Raw genomic sequence first — 18,847 nt, forward strand, 5'->3', positions numbered from 1 at the left:
GATCGGTTTACTTTCCGTCTTCGGGAGAAACCTGTTTTCTTTGGGTTTTCTAATCTGATCGCTCTTAGTGAGCGGATCCTGCAAGGCCAATTCCGATTGCAAGGCCAAGCCATGCTTTCACTCGAAGGCCTACTGCTTTGATGACGCCGAGGGCTGAGATCACGTGGGCTGTTACACCGCCTGACATGTCGCCTTTCAGGTCTGTTGTATAGGTCTGCACAACACATCCACTGCCTGGGACCAGATACTTCTGGTGTTCCGGGTAGACCAGATCGAGGTGAGCAACGACCTGACCACGTTTGGCGCGTTCTCCTGGTTCCATCAGCTTGCCGGATGGTGCCATCTGGCCGGAGGAGATTGACTTTTGAATGCGAGAGATCCGTGCTGGTAGAACCGTGTGGAACATCGCAATGTTAAAGTTACTTTCACAGGCGATCTCAGCTGCCATGCCTTCGTAAAGTTCAGTGCGGGAAACCTGAGAGAAACCAGCAACCACACGAGAACCTTCCTTTTGGGTTCGGTCCGGGATGATCACCATGGCCGGAGCCATTGCTGCCTGTGCTGCTCGGGCCCCAACATGCAGGGTCACTTGCTCAACAACACCATCAACCAGACTGTAAACCCGTGTCTTTTTCAGTTCTATTTCAGCCTGCTCAAGTGTGGACTGGGCACTTGCCAGTTGTGATGGAAGAGTAGAGTGCGCTTGCACTTTTGCAGCTTCCAGTTTTGCTTTCGCTGCTTTCACATCTGCCACACTGGTGTCTCGCTGCGAAATCGCACGTTCCAATCGGGCTCGCTGGAAAGCTGCAGAGTTTTTCATCTTAAGCTCTTCGTGGTCCGCCAACGTCATCTCAGCCTGATTCAGACCTGTTTTGGCTGCATCCAGCGCTGCATCTGCAGTTTCCACTTCCAGATGTGCGGTTTTGATAGCGCTTTTGATTTCGTCAATCTTGCGGTTTGCATGATCAACTTTGGCCTTTTCCATTGCACTTTCTGTGCTGAACAGCGGGTCGCCAACTTTGACACGGTCGCCACCAGTGACGAAGACTTCTGTGACTGTTCCACCGTTTTCGGCAACAACCGGAACGGTCTTAAAAGGAACGATGCCTGTAAACGACTTCGGGTAGTAATAGAACACCGCAAAGAAGACGGCGAGAGCCATAAACACCCATAAAACCAAGGCATAATGCACGTTGTAGAGAGTAATCGGCATGCCCTTCCAGCGCAGGTACCATACCCGCAGCACGAAAGGAAAAGAGGTGACAAGAAGCTCAATCATTTGTTTGCCTCCTGCATTTTAGGTGTCCACCACAGCATAAAATCGCGAGCGATCGCTGTGAGGATCAGGGAGGCCGGAAGCAAAATGCTGAAATGAGACAGGGCCGGCATAACTTCATAGGCAAGGGCTACAGTCAGCATCACTGGCACTGTTGTGCGAAGCGGTGTTCCCTTTGCCTTGTGTTCCGCATAGCGGTCAAAGCGGGAATAAAGATGCACAATCAAAAGAAAGGCCAGAAAGAAAACAACAATACTGACAATGGAGTAACTGTCAGATTCTCCTGGTGGAACCCACCAGCGTGGTTCACCACCTGCCGCTGAGGCTTCGGTGGTTAATGCGCCAACTACCATGACGCTTGAAAGGATGATCGACTTCACGGTGAATGTCCTTTGCTTTGATTAGAAAGCTACCGTCCTAGGCAGCACCGTTTGTTGATGTTCGTAAATTAACGTATGAGCAAAGGACGTTCTTTAGAGTTCTGGCCATCGATTTTTGATTTCTGGACATTTGAGAGGCTAATCGACGCAAAAGAATGTTGAGGCGCCCCTCTCAGACAGATTGGAAGTCAGCATGACACGCATAAGCGCCTACCGATTGCGCCATGCAGCGCAAGTATATGGGCGGGAGCCAAACGCGGCTCTCGGCTTTGACAAGATCCTGGAGGCTGTCGGTGTTTCAGTGGAAGAGCTGAGCAACGCAACAGCCAGAATAGATCTGCAACGAGAAGCCGCCGCGCTGGAAACAGCCTGCGAGGCTTTGGAGGACCCAACCTTCGCGGCTCGCGCTGGCCTCGCATCACCGGGAGCGAAGACACTACTGGCGTATTTGGCTCAGGCAAGTGACAACATCGGACAGGTGTTTCGCTTCGCGCAAAAATACTACGCATTGGAAGACCCGGATCTTCGCTTTGATCTGGATGGCAGTGAAGCTGAGCCCACCATTTGCCTGAGCAGTGACATTCTCAGCGCGCATCAATTCCCAAGACATCGCGAGTTTCTGGTATTTGGCTTACTCAAGCGCACAGAGCAAATTGCAGGTGATGGCTTTGGAAAAATGTCCGTCATGTTGGAATGTGAGGACACAGAGCACTGCACGCGTCTTTCTGAGCTGGCAGACTGCGAGGTTACAGGCGTTCAATCAATCAACGGCGTGAGGTTGCCCACTGGTGGGTTCGAGTTTCAGATCGCGACTTCCGACACAGCTTTGCGAGAGCATTTGCTGAAACATGGAGAGGAACGACTGAGCCAGTTGCCGCAAAACCGAACCGGCTTGTCTGCCAAAGTCATCAAACTGGTGCGCTCCCGCTTACCCGGCAGCCTGCCGAGCGGCGATGAGGTTGCCAAAGAACTCTGCATGACCCGCCGGACCCTGACGCGTAAACTCTCCGAGGAAGGAACAAACTTTAAGTCTCTGGTGGAGTCTGCCCGTTGCGATCTGGCAAAACGCTTGCTGGTGGGAACAGACAGCATCGCACAGGTCGCCTTCCTGCTCGACTTCGCCGACCAAGCCGCCTTCTCCGTCGCCTTCAAGCGCTGGACCGGCGCCACCCCCGCAGTATTCCGCAAGGCGAAGACGTAGAGAACATGAGCCTTTGCAAAACCTCCCCTACTTCGCCAGCAGGTCGGAGGTGCTTAGGAGGTCCATGAAGGTGCGGACGTTGAGGGAGAGTTGTTTGCTGCTGGGGTAGATGGCGTAAAGGCCTTGTGTTGGGGTGGTGTAGCCTGTCAGGATGTGTGTCAGCGCTCCGGTTTGCAGAGCCTCCTCGGCTGCTCTTTCCGGGAGCAAGGCAACGCCAATTCCCAAAGCGGCAGCGCTGGATGCCATGGAGATGCTTTGGGCAGCCAGCCTTGGTTTATGCCGTGCGAAAAACTCTGTGCCTTTGCCGTTCACCATGCGCCATGTGGTCTGACCCAATGTGGCTCCGTGAACAATGGAAGGAAACTCTGCCAGATCCTCCAGCTTTTTCGGCTCTCCTAAAACCTCCAGAAGCTTTGGACTGGCGCAGAGAATGCGGTGGGTGGAGGAAAGCTTGCGGGCTATCAACGATGAATCCTGCAACTCGCCGAAGCGCAGCGCCAGATCAATCCGCTCCTCAATCAGGTCTACATATTCATCGCTCAGCAACAACTCCACTCTGGTTTTGGGATAGCGGGCAAGATACGTCGCCACCACATCACCAAAGGCTCCCTCCCCAAATGCAGCCGGGGCCGCGATGCGCAAGATGCCTGAGGGCGTTGCCGTGCTTTCATCCACCAGCTGGGTTGCTGCGGAAAGCTCATCCACGCCGCGCTTGCACCGCTCATAAAAGGATCGCCCGATGTCCGTAAGGGTGACTTTGCGCGTTGTCCGGTGAAACAAGCGCACGCCGAGGCTTTCCTCCAGAATGCTGATCTTGCGACTGATGCTGCCTTTGGGGATGCCAATGATCTCTGCCCCACCGGAAAATGTACCCGCATCCGCGACAGCTACAAAGGCTGCGATTGCATTCAGATCAGCCATATCTGCTCCATCTCATTAACTCATATAGGAAACAGTAAAACGCATTTAGTGCAGATTGTGCAACAATAAATTTCCGCCTAATTTTCCCCTACAGCAAGTTCATCACACAAGAACAACTCAAACCACGAGGAACACCAGATGTTCTCAGCATTGAAGCCAGTGATCGCAGCGGTAGGGATCGCACTCTTTTCAACCAGTTTGCCGGCCCTTGGCGACGCACCAAAGATCAAGACCGTCAACGGCGTCGCGTCATACCCGGAAGGGTATCAGGGCACTCCGGTTCGGGCAGCGGATGAAGATCCATTTCTGTCCCCCTCAAACTCTGCACTCATCCTCATCGACTACCAACCGCCAATTCTGGCAGGGGTAAAGAACATTGATCATGAAACGCTGATCAACAACACAACCGGCCTCATCAAAACCGCCGTCATTTACGATATCCCGATCATCTTCAGCCACGTTGCCGTGGGGTTGAACGGGTATGACCCGATGATTGAAGAGCTGCAGAAGCTTGCTCCGAATGCCGTTTTTATTGACCGCACAAGCGTCAACGCCTGGGAAGAGCCAGAATTTATTGAAGCGGTGAAATCAACCGGACGCAAAAAGCTCATCATGGGCGGTCTCTGGACGGATGTCTGCCTCGCCTATCCGGCAATTGAAGCGGAAGCAGCTGGCTATGATGTGTATGTGCCAGAAGACGCCGTCGGTTCCATCACCCAGCTCAGCCACGAAAACGGCATGCGCCGCATGATTGAAGCCGGCGTTGAGCCAATCACCTGGAACGTTGTTCCTGCTGAACTGCAGCGCGACCATGCCCGCACCGACAAGCTGCAAGCTGTCACCCGCGTTTTCATGGAGCACCTGTTCAAGGTGGATCCTGATCAGACCTGGTGACCGGCAGTATTGGGGAGCAGAGGCTCCCCTTCCAACCCCATAGTTAAAGCGAGAGATCCCATGAAACTCTATTCAGCCCCTGGCACTTGCGCCACCGCCATGCACATCGCTCTTGAATGGATCGGCAAGCCTTATGAGGTCGAGCACGTCGATTTCCCGACCATGAAGTCTGAAGAGTATCTCAAACTAAACCCGTCTGGTGTTGTGCCAACACTGGTGGATGGTGACCTTGCTCTGCCAGAAGGCATGGCAATCCTCCTGCATCTGGTGGATCAGAACCCGCAAGCGAACATTGGACCAGCCGCAGGCACCACAGACAGAGTGCATCTGCACCGTTGGCTTGCCTACCTTTCCGGCACGCTGCACCCGTATTTCTGGCCAGTGTTCATGCCAATGCGCTTTACCACAGATGCAAATGGCTATGACGACGTGAAAGCCGCTGCAAAGCAGCTGGTCGACAAAGCTCTGACGCAGATTGACCAGCACCTTGAAGGCCGGGACTGGATGGTTGGCGAGACAAAATCCGTTGCAGATGCCTTCCTCTACGCCATGGCAAGCTGGGCCTATGGGTTTGAAAAGCCAACATCTGAGTACAAGAACATCGATGCTCTGGTGCGCAAACTGGCCGCTGATCCCGCTGTTCAACAAGTTCACGCAGCACAAGGGACATCCCCAAAAGTCCCTGTTGCTGCCTGATGGCCCCCCAATAACGACATATGGGCCGAAGCGCCCTCGGGTGGTGACAGTTTCTCCACCTGGGGGCGTCTGATCCGACCTTGCATGCCATCCCAAGCCAGTGAGTGAACCCATGAACACGCATTCCAACCCCATGATGGAAGTACCCGTCAACACAATGCTTTTGCGCATGGCAGCCCCCATCAGCCTTGGCAAGCTTTCCACCTTCCTGTTCCAGATCGTCGACAGCTATTTTATCGGCAAGCTGGGGTCCAATGAACTGGCGGCTCTGGCATTCTCTTCCAGTGCTTTCTTTCTGTTTGCCGCAGTGTTCATGGGGTTTTCAGTTGGCGTTTCCTCTGTCATCGCCAGGGCGGTGGGTTCCGGTGAACGCCAGAAAGCCAAAATGCTGACCATGGTGTCTCTGGCGCTTGTGGTCCTTGTCGCCGTCTCTCTCAGCTTGGCCGGGCGCGCGTTTGTTGGCCCGACATTTTCCGCGCTTGGTGCTTCAAAGGACATCCTTCCTTTGCTTGATGCGTACATGGGCGCGCTTTATCTGGGTCTCCCACTGCTGATGCTTGGCATTGTTGGCAGTGGCGCAGCGCGGGCTGTTGGCATCACCAAGCAAACGGAAGTGGTTTTTGGCATTGCCGGTGTGATCAATCTGGTCTTTGACTATCTACTCATCTTTGGCATTGGCCCGTTTCCTGAGCTGGGTCTGGCAGGGGCGGCCTGGGCTACGGTGCTGTCCTTTGGCTTCATTCTTCTGGGTGTGATGTTCATCCTCACCCGGCAAAACCTGATTGGCTTGAGCAAACTTGACGGCGCGCTGTCTGGTCTTGCGGAAATCCTGAAGTTCTCCCTTTCAACAATCTCCATGCAGATGCTTGTGCCAACCACCGGCATTTTTACAACCTTCCTGCTGGCTGATTATGGATCGCAGGCTGTTGCTGCCTTTGGGATTGTTGGGCGAATTGAATCTCTCGCCCTGATCGGCATCTTCGCCGTTTCCATGGCCGTCACCCCGTTCATTGCGCAAAACTTTGGGGCGAAGGAACATGAACGTATCGACCAGGCGATCATCTTTGCAGGCAAAGCCTCGTTTTATCTCGGCATCCTTCTGTTCGCCGTCCTCGCTCTGCTTGGCCCTTCCATCGCGGCCATTTTCTCTGATGATCCAGCAGTCATCAATTTCGTGAGCATCTACTTCAAGATTGTTGCAGTCTCCTACGCATTTCAGGGTCTTATCGCAGTCACCGTCGCCATCTTCAACGGCCTGCAGATGCCGCGCATTGCACTGAAGATTATGCTGGTGCGCACCTTCGTGCTGGTCTTCCCGTTGCTCTTCATAGGTTCAAAGCTCGGGCTCTGGTGGATCCTCGCAGGTCTCGCAGTCGGCAACATCCTCGCCGCCACCTATGCCGCTAACCTGATGCGCCAGTCCGAACGAAAATGGAACCGCCCCACCGCAAAGGCAAAACCGTGGTTGGAGTTTGGGCAGGATCTGAGGAAGCTAATTTCAATTGCAAAGAGCTAAAAGCAAAAAAGGCCTCTCGCGATGAGAGGCCTTTTGGTTTTTGTCTCAGATAACCGAGTAACGCTTAGAGCGTGTTGCGTTCATTTGCATTCACGCCTCACGCTCTAATTTCTTTACTTTCAGCGAATTCTTGTCGTTTGATTGAATTCAATCAAACGGAACGCGCTCTAGTCGTAGAGGACTGCTGCGATTTCTGGGTCGTCTATGTTGGAGGCGTCGTAGTAGTAGAAGCCGGTGTCGATGTTGGATGGGACGTCTTTGCCCTGTGAGGCCATGACGGCGGCTTTGACGGTTTCATATCCGATGCCGACCGGGTTCTGGGTGATCGCACCTGCCATCAGGCCGCTGCGGACGGCGTCTTTCTGGGCACGGCCAGAATCGTAGCCGATGATCACAACATCTTTGCTGCCCATTTCACGTACGCCGTTGGCAACACCGATGGCAGACCCTTCGTTGGTGCCAAAGACGCCTTTGATGTCCGGGTTGGCTGTCAGGATCGCTTTGGTCAGCTCGGTGGACTTGAGCTGGTCGCCGCCGCCGTATTGAACGGTGACAACTTCGATATCCGGATAGTTCTTCATCTGGTTGAGGAAGCCATCGCGGCGGTCGATGCCGGTGCGGCTGGTCTGGTCGTGCGCAACCACGGCCACCTTACCGCTTTTGCCGATCAGCTCTGCCATTTTGTCAGCTGCAAGGCTTGCTGCTGCCACGTTGTCAGTTGCGGCCAGCGCCACAGGGATTTCGCTTTCCACGCCGCTGTCGAATGCGATGATCGGAATGCCAGCGGATTGGGCCTGACGCAGCAGTGGAATAGCGGCCTGACTGTCCAGCGCGGCAAAGCCGATTGCTGCCGGATTCTTGGCCAGTGCTGCGGCCAGCATGTCGATCTGGCGATCAACCATAGCTTCACTGTCCGGGCCCTCAAAGGTGATTTCAACGTTCAGCTCAGCGGCTGCATTATCCGCACCTGCCTTCACAGCTTGCCAGAACTGGTGCTGGAAGCCCTTGGAGATCAACGGGATGTAAACCTTATCCGCTGCGAATGAAAGCGAGCTGGTTGCAAGCAATGTTGCTGAGGCCAAGGCCCCAATCAAAGTACGACGTGTAAACATAATATTTCCTCCCAATGAAATAATTTAGAGCGTGTTCCGTTGGATTGGATTCAATCAAACGATAAGAATTCGCTCCACTAAAGATGCTGGGACAAAAGCGCCCCAACCGCTTTTAAGCATGAGCTTTTTTCTTGCGGGCCATATCCGCATAGACGGCCAGAATGATGATCGCGCCGGTCACCACGGTCTGCCATTCCTGAGCAACAGAAAGCACACGCAGACCGTTGGTCAGCACCGCCATGATCAGTGCCCCGATCAGCGTTCCCATGATGGTGCCGCGACCACCGGCCAGAGACGTTCCGCCAATCACCACAGCAGCGATTGCTTCCAACTCATAGCCAAGGCCAAGGGCTGGCTGAGCGGAATTGAGGCGGGACGCGATGAGAATTCCCGCAATGCCGCAGATCCCACCTGTAAGCGCGTAAATTCCCATTTTCCAGGCATCCGTGTTGACGCCGGACAGGCGCACGGATTCCTCGTTGGACCCAAGTGCGAAGGTGTAGCGGCCCAAAACAGTTCTTCCCAGAACGTAGGAAGCTGCAATCGCAACAAGGAACAGGATCAACACACCATTCGGGATTTGAAAGCCCGGAAAGACAGCCCCGATCACGGAGCCACGGGAAATGAGATCAAACCCCGGCGTGTCGTTGAAGTAGATTGGGCGTGTGCCGGAGATGACGAGGGACAGGCCCTTCAAAATCAGCATCATGCCAAGCGTTGCGATGAAGGGTGGCACCTTCATTTTGGCAACGAATGTGCCGGAACACAGACCGCAGAGTGCGCCAGCGCCAATGGCAGCGACAACGCCAAGCGGCAGGGGCAGGCCCCAGTATGTGAGCACCACTCCGGCGATCACCGCACAGAAGGTCATCATGGTGCCGATGGACAGATCAATACCGCCGGTGATGATGATAAGCGTTGCTGCAATGGCCAGAACGCCGTTGACCGATGTCGCCTGCAAAATGGCGATCATGTTGGACATCTGCATGAAGTTTGGCGAGGCCAGACCAAAGCCGATGAGCAGCACAATCAAGCTGGCAAAGGCGAGCAGCTTCTGGTGTGCGCCGGAGCTTACAAAACGACCGATGAGGTTCTTTTGCGGGGTTAAGGTGGTGTCTGTCATTGTACTTCACTCACAATTTGCGCAGCTGGGTCGCGTTGTGTTGCAAGGCGCATAATGTCTTCTTGCGATGTTGAACTGCCACCCGGCAAAATGCCTGTCAGGCGGCCTTCGCACATCACCGCGATGCGATGGCTGAGGCGCATAACCTCTGGCAGCTCGGAGGAGATGACGATGATCGCGCAGCCCTGCTCTGCCAGTGAGTTCAACAGCTTATAAATTTCGGATTTTGCCCCCACATCAATGCCGCGTGTGGGCTCATCAAAAATGAGGATGTCGCAGTCGCGTAACAGCCACTTGGCAATGACCACCTTTTGCTGGTTGCCGCCAGACAGGAACTGAAGCTCCTGCTTGTCAGAAGGTGTTCTGATTTCCAGCTGCTTGATGTACTTAGCCGCGACCTCTGCCATGCCAGCTTCATTCAGCACGCCAAGGCGATTGCAAAACTGGTCCAAACTGGCCATAGCCACATTGGCGCGTACATCCATGCCTGTTGCCAGACCGAAGTGCTTGCGGTCCTCTGACAAATAACCAATGCCAACCTGCACGGCGTCCGACGGGCTGTTGATTTTGCATTTGTGGCCATCAACCCAGACTTCACCTGAATCCAGCGGATCAGCGCCAAAGATTGCACGGGCCACTTCTGTGCGCCCTGCCCCCATCAGGCCAGCAAAGCCGAGGATCTCGCCTTTTTTGAGCGCGAAACTGACATCGCGGATTTCGGTGCCGCGGTTCAGGCCTTTCACTTCCAGCGCAACGTCTGCCGCTGAAAGGTCCGGCACGTCCACAGCTTCCTCTTTCACCTCGCGGCCAACCATCATGGAGATGATCTCGTTGACCGGCGTATCAGCGGCAGGGACAGTGCCCACATACTCACCATCGCGCATGACGGTGACGCGATCGGAGATCTGTTTCAACTCGTCCATCTTGTGGCTGATATAGATGATACCCACACCTTCCGCTTTCAGACGGCGGATGATGGTGAACAGCTCGGCGATTTCCTTATCGTTCAGCGCGGCGGTCGGCTCATCCATGATCAGCACCTGCGAGCGATAGGAGAGTGCCTTGGCGATCTCCACCATCTGCTGTTTGGCGATGGTCAGGTTGCCAACCAGCACGTCAGGCTGCAAATCCAGCGCCATGCTCTGAAAGATGTCGCGGGTCTTCTGGTTGAGTGCAGCCTCATCGAGACGTCCAAATCTCAGGCGCGGCTCGCGGCCAATGAAGATGTTCTGCGCTGCTGTCAGATCGTTCATCAGGCTGAGTTCCTGATGGATGATGCCTATTCCGAGGTCTTGCGCTTCTCGCGGCTCTTTTGGGTCAGCCGCTGTACCGTTGATTTCAATCTTGCCGTCGTCACGGGTGTAAACACCGGAAAGAACTTTCATCAAGGTGGATTTGCCAGCACCGTTCTCTCCCATCAGGGCGTGAACTTCACCGGCACGCAAGTCAAACTGCACATTCTTCAGGGCGTGCACACCCGGAAACGTCTTTTCAATACCCGTCATCCTGACGATGGTATTCATTTTTTTCTCCCCCCAATACTGGCCTGCAAACCTCAGTGAGAACGCACAGATCCCGACTGGTGCTGCGACTGCAGATCAGCAATTTGAAATGGCTGAGGCATCCGGTTGATACCTGACTGCTTGCAGCACTCCTCCCAGAGTTCTGCCGCAGCCCCCGTTGCCTCATTTGCACGCCTCCCCCCAATCCGAAAACCGGACCCACTTGGCGGGGAAGCGCTTTAGCTCTGGATCACGCCCTTCTTGATAATGACGTTGCCATACTTGCGTGTCGTGCCTGTCACCACAACGCAGGTGGCTTTCTTTGCTTTTTCATAGAACGCAAACCGCTCAACAAAGGTGATTTCAGCTCCTGCAGGCAGAGCGCTCTGGTAGTCGTCCACCAGTCCATCCGGCAGTTGGTCGCCTTCCACGGCGGCCATCATCATCACGTTTTCGGGGTCATACTGGTCCAGCTCCCAAAGCGGCATGACGGCTTTGAGCAAATCTGTCGCTTCGCACCCATCAGCGCGCAGCACGGTGTCGCAAACGGAATAGGCCGGGAAATGCGCATCGCTGAACACGATCTCATCTCCATGTCCCATCTCGTGCAGGATCTTTAACAGGTCCGGGAAAATGATCAGGTTGATCCCTTTAAGCACTTAAGCCCCCACTCACACCATGTGCCCGCCACCGCGGGCGGGTCAAACAAACACCCAGACTTCCAGCAGGGTTGAAGAAAGCTCAGAAGTCCGCCGCGAATAAATGTACTATGAAGAACCAGAGAGGCTGTTCGCCTCGTGATTCCGTCTTCAGGCTGATGCCGTCGCATTCCGACAAACGCTCTCAGGGCCAGCCCTTTGATTTCCCGGAAAAGGCAACATCAATCCATTGCTAATTCGTGTTAGCAAACTAGCAAAGCTCGCCGTTTAATCAAGAACAATTTTCTATTTTGCCGATTTTGAGCGCATTTTAAGACACGGCCCTTGCGTCAGATTCACTTGAATTTTTGGTTGGTCAAAAGCCGGTAGTAACGCCTTCAGGCAAGCGCTCTATAATGCACGAACGACAATGATCTGGCTCCCGTGACACCCAAAGTTTATGGTCTGCCGCCGGTCAGAAACCTTTGATTCAGGAACAAAAAACAGATGCCAAAAGCCTATTGGATTGCCCGCGTCAATATCAAAAATCCTGATATCTATCGGTTCTATATCGAGGCCGCCCCGAGTGTTCTGCGAAAACACACTGGCCGCATCCTTGCGCGCGGCGAAAGGGCGGAGCAACTCGAGGGTCAAGAATACCATCGTCATGTCATCGTGGAGTTTGACAGCATGGAAGACGCGTTGAACTGCTACAACTCCCCCGAATACCAAACCGCCCGCGAGTTTCGAATTGGCATCGCTGATGTGGAAACCGTGATCGTCGAAGGCGTGGACTAACCGCATATTGGCACGAAAAAACGGGCAGGTCTTGCGACTCACCCGTTCTCATTTCAATGCTCAGATTGCGTCTGCTCAGCCCAGTTTTGGCGCCTTGAAAGCAGATTCGGTCAAGTGCTCCAGCAGCAAGCCAGATTGCTTGACGGCTTCGTCCTCATTGCCCATGGCAACCGCGCGCATGATAGCTTCATGATGATACGAGCATAACAGGTTGTCTGATTTGTCTTTGTTGGCAAACCAGAACCGGCGTGACTGGCTCTGCACGCGAGCGAGGCTATGATGGAAGTATGGGTTGTTGGTCGCTTCCGTCACGATGCGGTGGATGTCCTGCAGATTGGACAGCAGCGACTTCTCATCCTCATCCTTCGCGCTTTGCACGATGAGTGACCCGAGCGCCAGCATCTCGCGGCGCTGGTCAGTTGAGGCGCGCATGGCTGCAAATCTCAGGCAGATCGGCTCAATCTGCTTGCGCACTTCCAGCAGCTGCAATTGCTGCTCTGCGGTGATGGAGAGGAATTGAACCCCTTTGCGCGGATGGATGGCCAGCATCTCATCCTGCTCCAGCGCCTGAAGCGCCTCACGAACGGGCGTTCGGCCCAGATCCAACAGAGAGGCGAGTTTGTTTTCAGAGTACAGAGCTGAAACATCAAGCTCGTTGAAAAACAACTTTCTCTCAATTTCCGTGCGCGCAAGCTCAGCCTGAGTTTTCTGGTGAGCCACGGTTACCCCCTGTTTTAAAAGCATTATTTCTGCGTCAGTTGTATCACAGTGTAGCACAGTGCATTCCCGATTTGCCAGCGGTCTCTTCTTTTCTTTTGCTGCTATGTCAGCCGATTGGATCTTGTTTGGCGGTTTTTCACTCGGCTGCCATATCAGTTCTGGGCCCCTCCTAGATAATGTAACCTATCAGTCTTCGGCATTGTGTCATTCTGTCACGCAAAAACCACTTAGATTTCATGGGTTCTCTGTGCTTTGCAGATTTTAGATAAACTAAAAAGGCTAAAGTAATTAGGGCTTTATCATGAACTGATACTCTAAAATTCACCGAAACCCTCTGGCATGTCAGCACATCATTATTGGCATGCCAGGAGCCAATATTTCATGATATTTATCGATTTCTAAGGGTTATTACCATTGCTCTAGCTGCAAGTTTTTGCTTTTAAGGTTGCTAATATGTCAGTTTTGAGGATATGTTTCCGAAAACTGTCCTCATGGACTCAGAACTAAAGCAAACAGCCATAAATTGTGGCATACAAGGTAAGCACCCATGAAAAACTGGAAAGAGACTGCCCTAGCAGAAACCGCATCTCCTGTTCTTGCTGAAGCAGATGTTGTTGTTTGCGGTGGTGGCCCATCTGGTGTTGCTGCGGCTGTTATGAGTGCCCGCAGCGGTTTGAAGACAATCCTCATCGAGAAAAACGGGTTTTGTGGCGGCGGTGCAGTTGCCGGCCTGTCAGGTACTATCTGCGGTCTGTTCCTCACCCAGGACGACATCGAAAACAAAGACGCCAAGCAAATTGTTTTCGGTTTTGCAGAAGAGTTTCGTGCTCGCCTGCTGGCCAAAGGCGGTGCCACCACCCCACAAATCTACGGCAACACCCACGTGGTGACCTTTGATCCGCTGATCTGGCGCGAAGCTGCGGACGATCTGCTTGAGGAATCCGGCGTTCAGTGCCTCTACCACACCTATATGACCGAGGTGGTCCGCGATGGCGATGAGATCACCGCGATCCGTGTAGACTCCAAGGCAGGCAGCACTTTCCTCAAAGCAAAAGCATTCATTGATACGTCAGGAGATGCGGCTCTCGTGACGAAAGCGGGGTGTGAGTACAGCTTCGGCGATAAGGGTGCCATTCAGAACCCGACCATGATCTTCCGTCTGTCGGACGTGGTGGAAAGCGATTTCTACGATTACTTCGGCAAGAACACCATCTGCCCGCCTGACATGATCGAACAGCTGAAAACAGCTTTTGAGAGCAGAGAGTACGACACACCCCGCAACAAAGTCTGGGTGTTCCCAACCCCGCAAAAGGGCGTGTTCCTGATGAACTGCACCCGTCTGGCAGGTCAGGACAACCGGTTGCTGAACGTGGTGGACCCTGCTGACTTCACATACGCGGAAGTCTATGGCCGTCGTCAGGCACGCGAGTATCACCGCTTCTTCAAAGACAAGATCAAAGGCTTTGAAGAATCCCAGCTGATTGACATGCCACCGGAAGTGGGCATTCGCCAGACACGGACCATCAGCGGCGAAACCACACTGACAAACGACCATGTCGCAAACTGTGACAAGCCTGAGGACGGCGTGGTCCGCTCCTCCTGGCCGATTGAGATGCACGCCGGTGAGAAGAGCAAACTGCACTGGCTGATGGAAGATTACTATGAGGTTCCATACGGCACGCTGGTGCCGAAGGAGCTGGACAACGTGATTGTCGCGGGACGGTGCCTGAGTGCCGAACACGAAGCGCTCGCGTCTGCCCGCGTTACTGCCCAGTGCTTTGAGCTGGGACATGCGGCGGCTGTGGCGACAAAACAGAAAATCGACAAAGCGATCAACTACAGAGATGTCGACACAAAAGAGCTGCGCGAGGCGATGCGTGCGGCTGGCAGCGCTCTGTAAAAAGTCGGGCAATAAGGAAGGTGCCTCAAGGCACACTGGGAGTTAAAAATGGAAGACTGCAGAATTAGCCGGGTCGAGCTTTATGCTTTGGCTGATGAGAATGCGCCCCCTATTCCCTGGGCGGATAATCAGGAACCTCTGCTGTACACCAACAACATTGTACGCCTGTTCACCGAGGATGGAACCGAGGGTCTTGGCGCAACTATGAGCTACACAGAGAACTTCTTTGATCGGTGCATCATTGAATCTCTGCGTACCATCGTTCCCGGCCTCATCGGCAAAAATCCGCTGATGACTCAGGAACTCAACAACTGGCTTGGAGCACGCTGCACCTGGGGTGGACTGCCAGCGAAGTCTCCAATCGACGTTGCAGCATGGGACATTAAGGCCAAAAAGGCAGGAATGCCGCTTTACATGCTGCTTGGCGGCGCCCGGACCAAAATCAAGTCCTACGCCTCCACGCCAATGTTCGACACTGTAGAGGAATACTTCCCTTACATTGACGATTGCATTGCGCACGGCTTCACAGCAATCAAACTGCACTGCTACTGCATCTATGAAAAGGATGTGGCGCTGGTGGAAGCTGTGCAGGCCAAATACGGCTCTACCGGCATCCGTTTCATGCTGGACACAGCGACGTTCTACACACCCGCACAAGCCATGAAGATGGCCAAGTGGATGGAACGTCATGACTGGGAATGGCTTGAAGCGCCAGTTTCCGACTACGACTACAAGACCTATCAGCGCCTTGTCGCCAATACGGATCTTGAAATTTCCAGCCATGGCAACTGCCTGCTCACATTGCAGGAAGTTACGCACGCGCTGAGCACTGGGATGTGGTCAGACGTGCGTCAGGACGCGACTGTTTGCGGCGGCATTACTCAGCTGAACAAATGCTTCGCGATCGCGGCCGGCCACAGCAAAAACCTGGAAATCCAGAGCATGGGATACACCCTGACACAGGCTGCCAACCTGCACGTCGCTCTGGCTCACGACAACTGCAATTACTTCGAGCAGTTCTACCCTTACGAGGCGTTTGAACTGGCAAGTAAAACCCAAATCCGCACAGACAAAGAGGGATATGTGCACGCGCCGGCGGGCAACGGGCTCGGCGTGGAAATGGATTGGGACGCAGTGAAAGAAGCATCTTTCGCTTCTTTCGTCTTCGAATAATAAATGGGGGCATCCATGGCTAAACTACAACTGGATAAGACGAACTTCTTCGTCGGGGGCATTGCGGTACTCCTACCGACAATGGGCATTCTGGCAGCAGACATTGCTGCACCGGGCTCCGGTAAAGAAGTTATCTCTTCTTTGAAGAGCTATCTGACAAACGAATTTGGCGCGTTCTACATGTGGGCAGCGATCTTGTCGCTGATCTTCTGCCTGAGCGTTTCTTTCAGCAAGTACGGCAACATCGTACTTGGTGAGCCTGATGAAAAGCCTGAGTACAACACGATCTCCTGGGTCGCGATGATCTTCAGTGCAGGCATCGGCGCCGGCATCCTCTGGGGTGGCGCCAGCGAGTGGATCTACTACATGTCCACGCCGCCACTGGGTCTTGAGCCAGGCACAGAGCTGGCCAAAGAATGGGCGATCACCACGGGCATGTTCCACTGGGGTCCTAGTGCATGGGCACTCTACTCCGTGTGCTCCATCACCATCGGCTACTACTATTATGTCCGCAAAGACCCGGTTCTGAAAGTTTCAGAATCCTGTAAGGGCGTTTTGGGTACACGTGCAAAAGGCCCACTGGGCAACGTGGTCGACATCTTCATCATGATCGGTCTGGTGACTGCAAGTGCAACCAGCCTTGGTCTGGGCACTCCGGTTGTTGCCGCTGGCTTCTCTAAAGTGCTTGGCATTGAGCACGGTACTTCCATGAACCTTGCAGCCCTTGCAATCGTGGTTGCGCTGTTCGCTGCAAGTTCCGCACTTGGCCTGAAAAAAGGCATGGCGAAGCTGTCCAACTTCAACATCTTCCTGGCGGTTGGCCTGCTGATCTTCGTGCTGTTCTTCGGCGGCTACTTCCTGACCACCATCAAGTCCTTCACCACGTCTGTTGGTGCGCTCGTGACAAACTTCGTCCGTCTGAGCACCTACATGGAGCCATACGCAGAGAACTCCACCTTTGTGTCTGACTGGACAATCTTCTACTGGGCATGGTGGGTTTCCTACGGTCCGTTCCAGGGTCTCTTCTTCGCGAAGATCTCCCGTGGCCGTACTATCCGTGAGATGGTTCTGGGCACCCTGTTGTTCGGTTCTCTGGGCACTGCAGTGTTCTTCGCAATCTTCGGCAACTACGGTATCGGTCTTCTGGATGCAGGCATCTTTGATGCACCTGCAGCACTGGCAGCTGGTCAGAGCTCCTTCACCGTGATCATCGACATGTTTGCGAACCTGCCACTGGGCACTCTGTTCATCATTGGCCTGTGTGTTTCCGCGATCGTGTTTATGGCAACCACCTTTGATGCGGCATCCTTCTCTCTTGCAGCGATGACCACTAAAGAGCTGCCAGATGGTGCGGATCCAGCACTTTGGAACCGCCTTGTATGGGCCCTGTTCCTGGGCATCATCCCGGTGGTGATCAACCTGATCGGCGGAGACTTGGGAACTATCCAGATCTCAACGGTTGTTGGCGGATTGCTGATGGTCATCATCCTCGGCATTGTTGCGGTCTCGTTCCTCAGAGAACTGCACCGCGACATTGCCAACGGTGTCGAACTTCCAATGCGCAAAAAATAATAAAGCACATGAGGGCGCCAGCAAAAACTGGCGCCTTTCTCTTAGGAGCACATCATGTCACTGGCACTTAATCCAGCAGTCGCACCCATCAAGTCCGTCGAGTTTATTCCGGTCAATTACAAAGCCAGCAACTGGAGCCAGAACACGGTTGTCGTCAAGATTACAGACGAAAACGGTGTCTACGGCCTCGGCGAAGCTGACGGCTCTCCGGACGCAATTCTCGCTTATTCCAATATTGAAACAGAACATAAGTGGCTGACGAACCTGACCGAAAGAGTCATTGGTCGTTTGCCGATTGAAATCAATGCTATCTGGAATGCCATGTATGACGCCACGCAGTGGCAGGGCATGCGCGGCCTGGGCATGTTCGCCCTCTCCGGCATCGACATGGCGCTTTATGACCTTGCGGGCAAACAGCTCGGCGTGCCTGCCTACCAGCTACTTGGCGGCACCAACAAAGACAAGGTCCATCCGTATCTGACGCTATATCCGGCCATTCCGGTGGATGCGTCTTTGGACGTTGCTATCAAGGGCTACGCCCCACTGCTTGAAAAAGCTAAGGCACACAACATCCGCGCGGTGAAAGTGTGCGTGCCGATCAAAGCAGACTGGAACATCAAAGAAGTCGGCTATTATCTACGCGAGCTGCGCGGCATCTTGGGCTACGACACCGATATGATGGTCGACTACCTCTACCGCTTTACAGATTGGTATGACGTTGCCCGCCTACTCAATTCCATTGAGGATCTGGAGCTGTACTTCGCAGAAGCGACTTTGCAGCACGATGATCTGAGCGGCCACGCCAAACTGGTAGAAAACACCCGCTCCCGCATTTGCGGTGCGGAGATGAGCACCACCCGCTTTGAAGCCGAAGAATGGATCTCCAAAGGCAAGGTGCATCTGCTGCAGTCTGACTATAACCGTTGCGGCGGCCTGACAGAGCTGCGCCGGATCACCGAGATGGCAACTGCTCACAACGTGCAGGTAATGCCGCACAACTGGAAGACAGGCATCACCTCGGCAGCGGCGATCCATTATCAGTTCGCAGTCGGCAACGCACCTTACTTTGAGTATGTGCATCCGGACTTCTGTGACGGGGAGCTGCGCAAGTATCTGGTGACGCCGGAAGCCGAGTTGGTGGATGGGGGCTTTGAAAAGCCAACCGCACCGGGCTACGGAATCGACCTGAACCAGCAATTTATGGCGAACCTGTGATGACACTCTTCACTCAGCACCCCTCTGCGGGCTGAAGATACACACAGGAACGTTCTCCGCCCCGCCTCCATCTCGCTTTCCAGCCTCGCGTATCTGCAAAGCGTACCCAGGGGCGGAGAATCTCCTCCTGAGCCATTCAGGAAAATATTTCCCCTGGGTAGAGACGTACCCTGCCCACAACTCACCCTGGTCAAGCCCCATTGACCGGGG

Annotated in this window: 17 protein-coding genes; 9 read left to right on the forward strand and 8 right to left on the reverse strand. The window is 54.0% G+C overall.

The genetic code is table 11. The annotated features are described in order from the left end of the window. Positions 1–64 precede the first annotated feature (64 nt). Complete coding sequence (locus PsAD5_RS16565) at positions 65–1,279, reverse strand: HlyD family secretion protein (RefSeq protein ID WP_057463644.1); 1,215 nt, start codon at positions 1,277–1,279, stop codon at positions 65–67. Next, positions 1,276–1,656: a hypothetical protein gene (locus PsAD5_RS16570; RefSeq protein ID WP_152986716.1), complete on the reverse strand. Its 381-nt coding sequence runs from the start codon at positions 1,654–1,656 to the stop codon at positions 1,276–1,278. Before PsAD5_RS16570 ends, PsAD5_RS16565 begins: the two co-directional genes overlap by 4 nt. A gap of 193 nt (positions 1,657–1,849) precedes the next feature. Here PsAD5_RS16570 and PsAD5_RS16575 point away from each other — a divergent pair, with 193 nt between their 5' ends. Next, positions 1,850–2,857, forward strand: coding sequence for a helix-turn-helix domain-containing protein (locus PsAD5_RS16575; RefSeq protein ID WP_208986550.1), 1,008 nt, complete (start codon positions 1,850–1,852; stop codon positions 2,855–2,857). Positions 2,858–2,884: 27 nt separating this feature from the next. Here the strand turns inward: PsAD5_RS16575 and PsAD5_RS16580 are convergent, their stop codons facing one another. Then, the gene (locus tag PsAD5_RS16580) at positions 2,885–3,778 is read right to left on the reverse strand and encodes a LysR family transcriptional regulator (protein ID WP_063292877.1); all 894 of its coding nucleotides are present in this window, start codon (positions 3,776–3,778) and stop codon (positions 2,885–2,887) included. 138 nt (positions 3,779–3,916) lie between these two features. Here PsAD5_RS16580 and PsAD5_RS16585 point away from each other — a divergent pair, with 138 nt between their 5' ends. From PsAD5_RS16585 to PsAD5_RS16595, 3 genes are all read left to right on the forward strand, one after another. Next, positions 3,917–4,672, forward strand: coding sequence for a hydrolase (locus PsAD5_RS16585; protein ID WP_063292878.1), 756 nt, complete (start codon positions 3,917–3,919; stop codon positions 4,670–4,672). Positions 4,673–4,732: 60 nt separating this feature from the next. Further along, positions 4,733–5,368 (forward strand): glutathione S-transferase family protein, encoded by a 636-nt coding sequence (locus PsAD5_RS16590; protein WP_063292879.1) that lies wholly within the window; start codon positions 4,733–4,735, stop codon positions 5,366–5,368. 112 nt (positions 5,369–5,480) lie between these two features. Next, positions 5,481–6,884, forward strand: coding sequence for an MATE family efflux transporter (locus PsAD5_RS16595; protein ID WP_063292880.1), 1,404 nt, complete (start codon positions 5,481–5,483; stop codon positions 6,882–6,884). Positions 6,885–7,051: 167 nt separating this feature from the next. On the opposite strand, the gene PsAD5_RS16600 is transcribed toward PsAD5_RS16595, so the two are convergent. From PsAD5_RS16600 to fucU, 4 genes are all read right to left on the reverse strand, one after another. Further along, on the reverse strand, positions 7,052–7,996 hold the full coding sequence (locus PsAD5_RS16600) for an ABC transporter substrate-binding protein (protein WP_057461523.1): 945 nt from the start codon (positions 7,994–7,996) through the stop codon (positions 7,052–7,054). 112 nt (positions 7,997–8,108) lie between these two features. Further along, positions 8,109–9,119: an ABC transporter permease gene (locus tag PsAD5_RS16605; protein WP_063292881.1), complete on the reverse strand. Its 1,011-nt coding sequence runs from the start codon at positions 9,117–9,119 to the stop codon at positions 8,109–8,111. Beyond that, positions 9,116–10,642 carry a sugar ABC transporter ATP-binding protein gene (locus PsAD5_RS16610; protein WP_063292882.1) on the reverse strand — a complete coding sequence of 509 codons (1,527 nt, stop codon included), beginning with the start codon at positions 10,640–10,642 and terminating at the stop codon, positions 9,116–9,118. Before PsAD5_RS16610 ends, PsAD5_RS16605 begins: the two co-directional genes overlap by 4 nt. A 218-nt stretch (positions 10,643–10,860) precedes the next feature. Next, positions 10,861–11,280, reverse strand: a complete 420-nt coding sequence (gene fucU / locus PsAD5_RS16615; protein WP_063292883.1) for an L-fucose mutarotase — start codon at positions 11,278–11,280, stop codon at positions 10,861–10,863. Between the two features lie 486 nt (positions 11,281–11,766). On the opposite strand from fucU, the gene PsAD5_RS16620 reads away from it, so the two are divergent. Continuing rightward, on the forward strand, positions 11,767–12,057 hold the full coding sequence (locus PsAD5_RS16620; protein ID WP_063292884.1) for a DUF1330 domain-containing protein: 291 nt from the start codon (positions 11,767–11,769) through the stop codon (positions 12,055–12,057). Positions 12,058–12,132: 75 nt separating this feature from the next. Here the strand turns inward: PsAD5_RS16620 and PsAD5_RS16625 are convergent, their stop codons facing one another. After that, the gene (locus tag PsAD5_RS16625; RefSeq protein ID WP_057461538.1) at positions 12,133–12,777 is read right to left on the reverse strand and encodes a GntR family transcriptional regulator; all 645 of its coding nucleotides are present in this window, start codon (positions 12,775–12,777) and stop codon (positions 12,133–12,135) included. Between the two features lie 547 nt (positions 12,778–13,324). On the opposite strand from PsAD5_RS16625, the gene PsAD5_RS16630 reads away from it, so the two are divergent. Genes PsAD5_RS16630 through PsAD5_RS16645 form a run of 4 tightly spaced genes read left to right on the forward strand, consistent with a single transcriptional unit; the run spans position 13,325 to position 18,637 of the window. Then, a complete protein-coding gene (locus PsAD5_RS16630) occupies positions 13,325–14,677 on the forward strand; it encodes an FAD-dependent oxidoreductase (RefSeq protein WP_063292885.1) in 1,353 nt (450 codons plus the stop codon). Positions 14,678–14,725: 48 nt separating this feature from the next. Further along, on the forward strand, positions 14,726–15,850 hold the full coding sequence (locus PsAD5_RS16635; RefSeq protein WP_063292886.1) for a mandelate racemase/muconate lactonizing enzyme family protein: 1,125 nt from the start codon (positions 14,726–14,728) through the stop codon (positions 15,848–15,850). A gap of 15 nt (positions 15,851–15,865) precedes the next feature. Beyond that, positions 15,866–17,422, forward strand: a complete 1,557-nt coding sequence (locus PsAD5_RS16640) for a BCCT family transporter (RefSeq protein ID WP_208986548.1) — start codon at positions 15,866–15,868, stop codon at positions 17,420–17,422. 54 nt (positions 17,423–17,476) lie between these two features. Continuing rightward, entirely contained in the window at positions 17,477–18,637 is a 1,161-nt protein-coding gene (locus tag PsAD5_RS16645; protein WP_063292887.1) for a mandelate racemase/muconate lactonizing enzyme family protein, read from the forward strand. Positions 18,638–18,847: the final 210 nt, after the last annotated feature.

This window comes from Pseudovibrio sp. Ad5, assembly GCF_001623095.1.
Classification (GTDB): Bacteria; Pseudomonadota; Alphaproteobacteria; order Rhizobiales; family Stappiaceae; genus Pseudovibrio.

Bases quoted from the DNA above. Each gene is read 5' to 3' on its own strand.
- PsAD5_RS16610 (WP_063292882.1), bottom strand. From the start codon at position 10,642: ATGAATACCATCGTCAGGATGACGGGTATTGAAAAGACGTTTCCGGGT.
- PsAD5_RS16645 (WP_063292887.1), top strand. From the start codon at position 17,477: ATGTCACTGGCACTTAATCCAGCAGTCGCACCCATCAAGTCCGTCGAG.
- PsAD5_RS16620 (WP_063292884.1), top strand. From the start codon at position 11,767: ATGCCAAAAGCCTATTGGATTGCCCGCGTCAATATCAAAAATCCTGAT.
- PsAD5_RS16585 (WP_063292878.1), top strand. From the start codon at position 3,917: ATGTTCTCAGCATTGAAGCCAGTGATCGCAGCGGTAGGGATCGCACTC.
- PsAD5_RS16575 (WP_208986550.1), top strand. From the start codon at position 1,850: ATGACACGCATAAGCGCCTACCGATTGCGCCATGCAGCGCAAGTATAT.
- PsAD5_RS16605 (WP_063292881.1), bottom strand. From the start codon at position 9,119: ATGACAGACACCACCTTAACCCCGCAAAAGAACCTCATCGGTCGTTTT.
- PsAD5_RS16640 (WP_208986548.1), top strand. From the start codon at position 15,866: ATGGCTAAACTACAACTGGATAAGACGAACTTCTTCGTCGGGGGCATT.
- PsAD5_RS16565 (WP_057463644.1), bottom strand. From the start codon at position 1,279: ATGATTGAGCTTCTTGTCACCTCTTTTCCTTTCGTGCTGCGGGTATGG.
- PsAD5_RS16595 (WP_063292880.1), top strand. From the start codon at position 5,481: ATGAACACGCATTCCAACCCCATGATGGAAGTACCCGTCAACACAATG.
- PsAD5_RS16580 (WP_063292877.1), bottom strand. From the start codon at position 3,778: ATGGCTGATCTGAATGCAATCGCAGCCTTTGTAGCTGTCGCGGATGCG.
- PsAD5_RS16630 (WP_063292885.1), top strand. From the start codon at position 13,325: ATGAAAAACTGGAAAGAGACTGCCCTAGCAGAAACCGCATCTCCTGTT.
- PsAD5_RS16590 (WP_063292879.1), top strand. From the start codon at position 4,733: ATGAAACTCTATTCAGCCCCTGGCACTTGCGCCACCGCCATGCACATC.
- PsAD5_RS16600 (WP_057461523.1), bottom strand. From the start codon at position 7,996: ATGTTTACACGTCGTACTTTGATTGGGGCCTTGGCCTCAGCAACATTG.
- PsAD5_RS16635 (WP_063292886.1), top strand. From the start codon at position 14,726: ATGGAAGACTGCAGAATTAGCCGGGTCGAGCTTTATGCTTTGGCTGAT.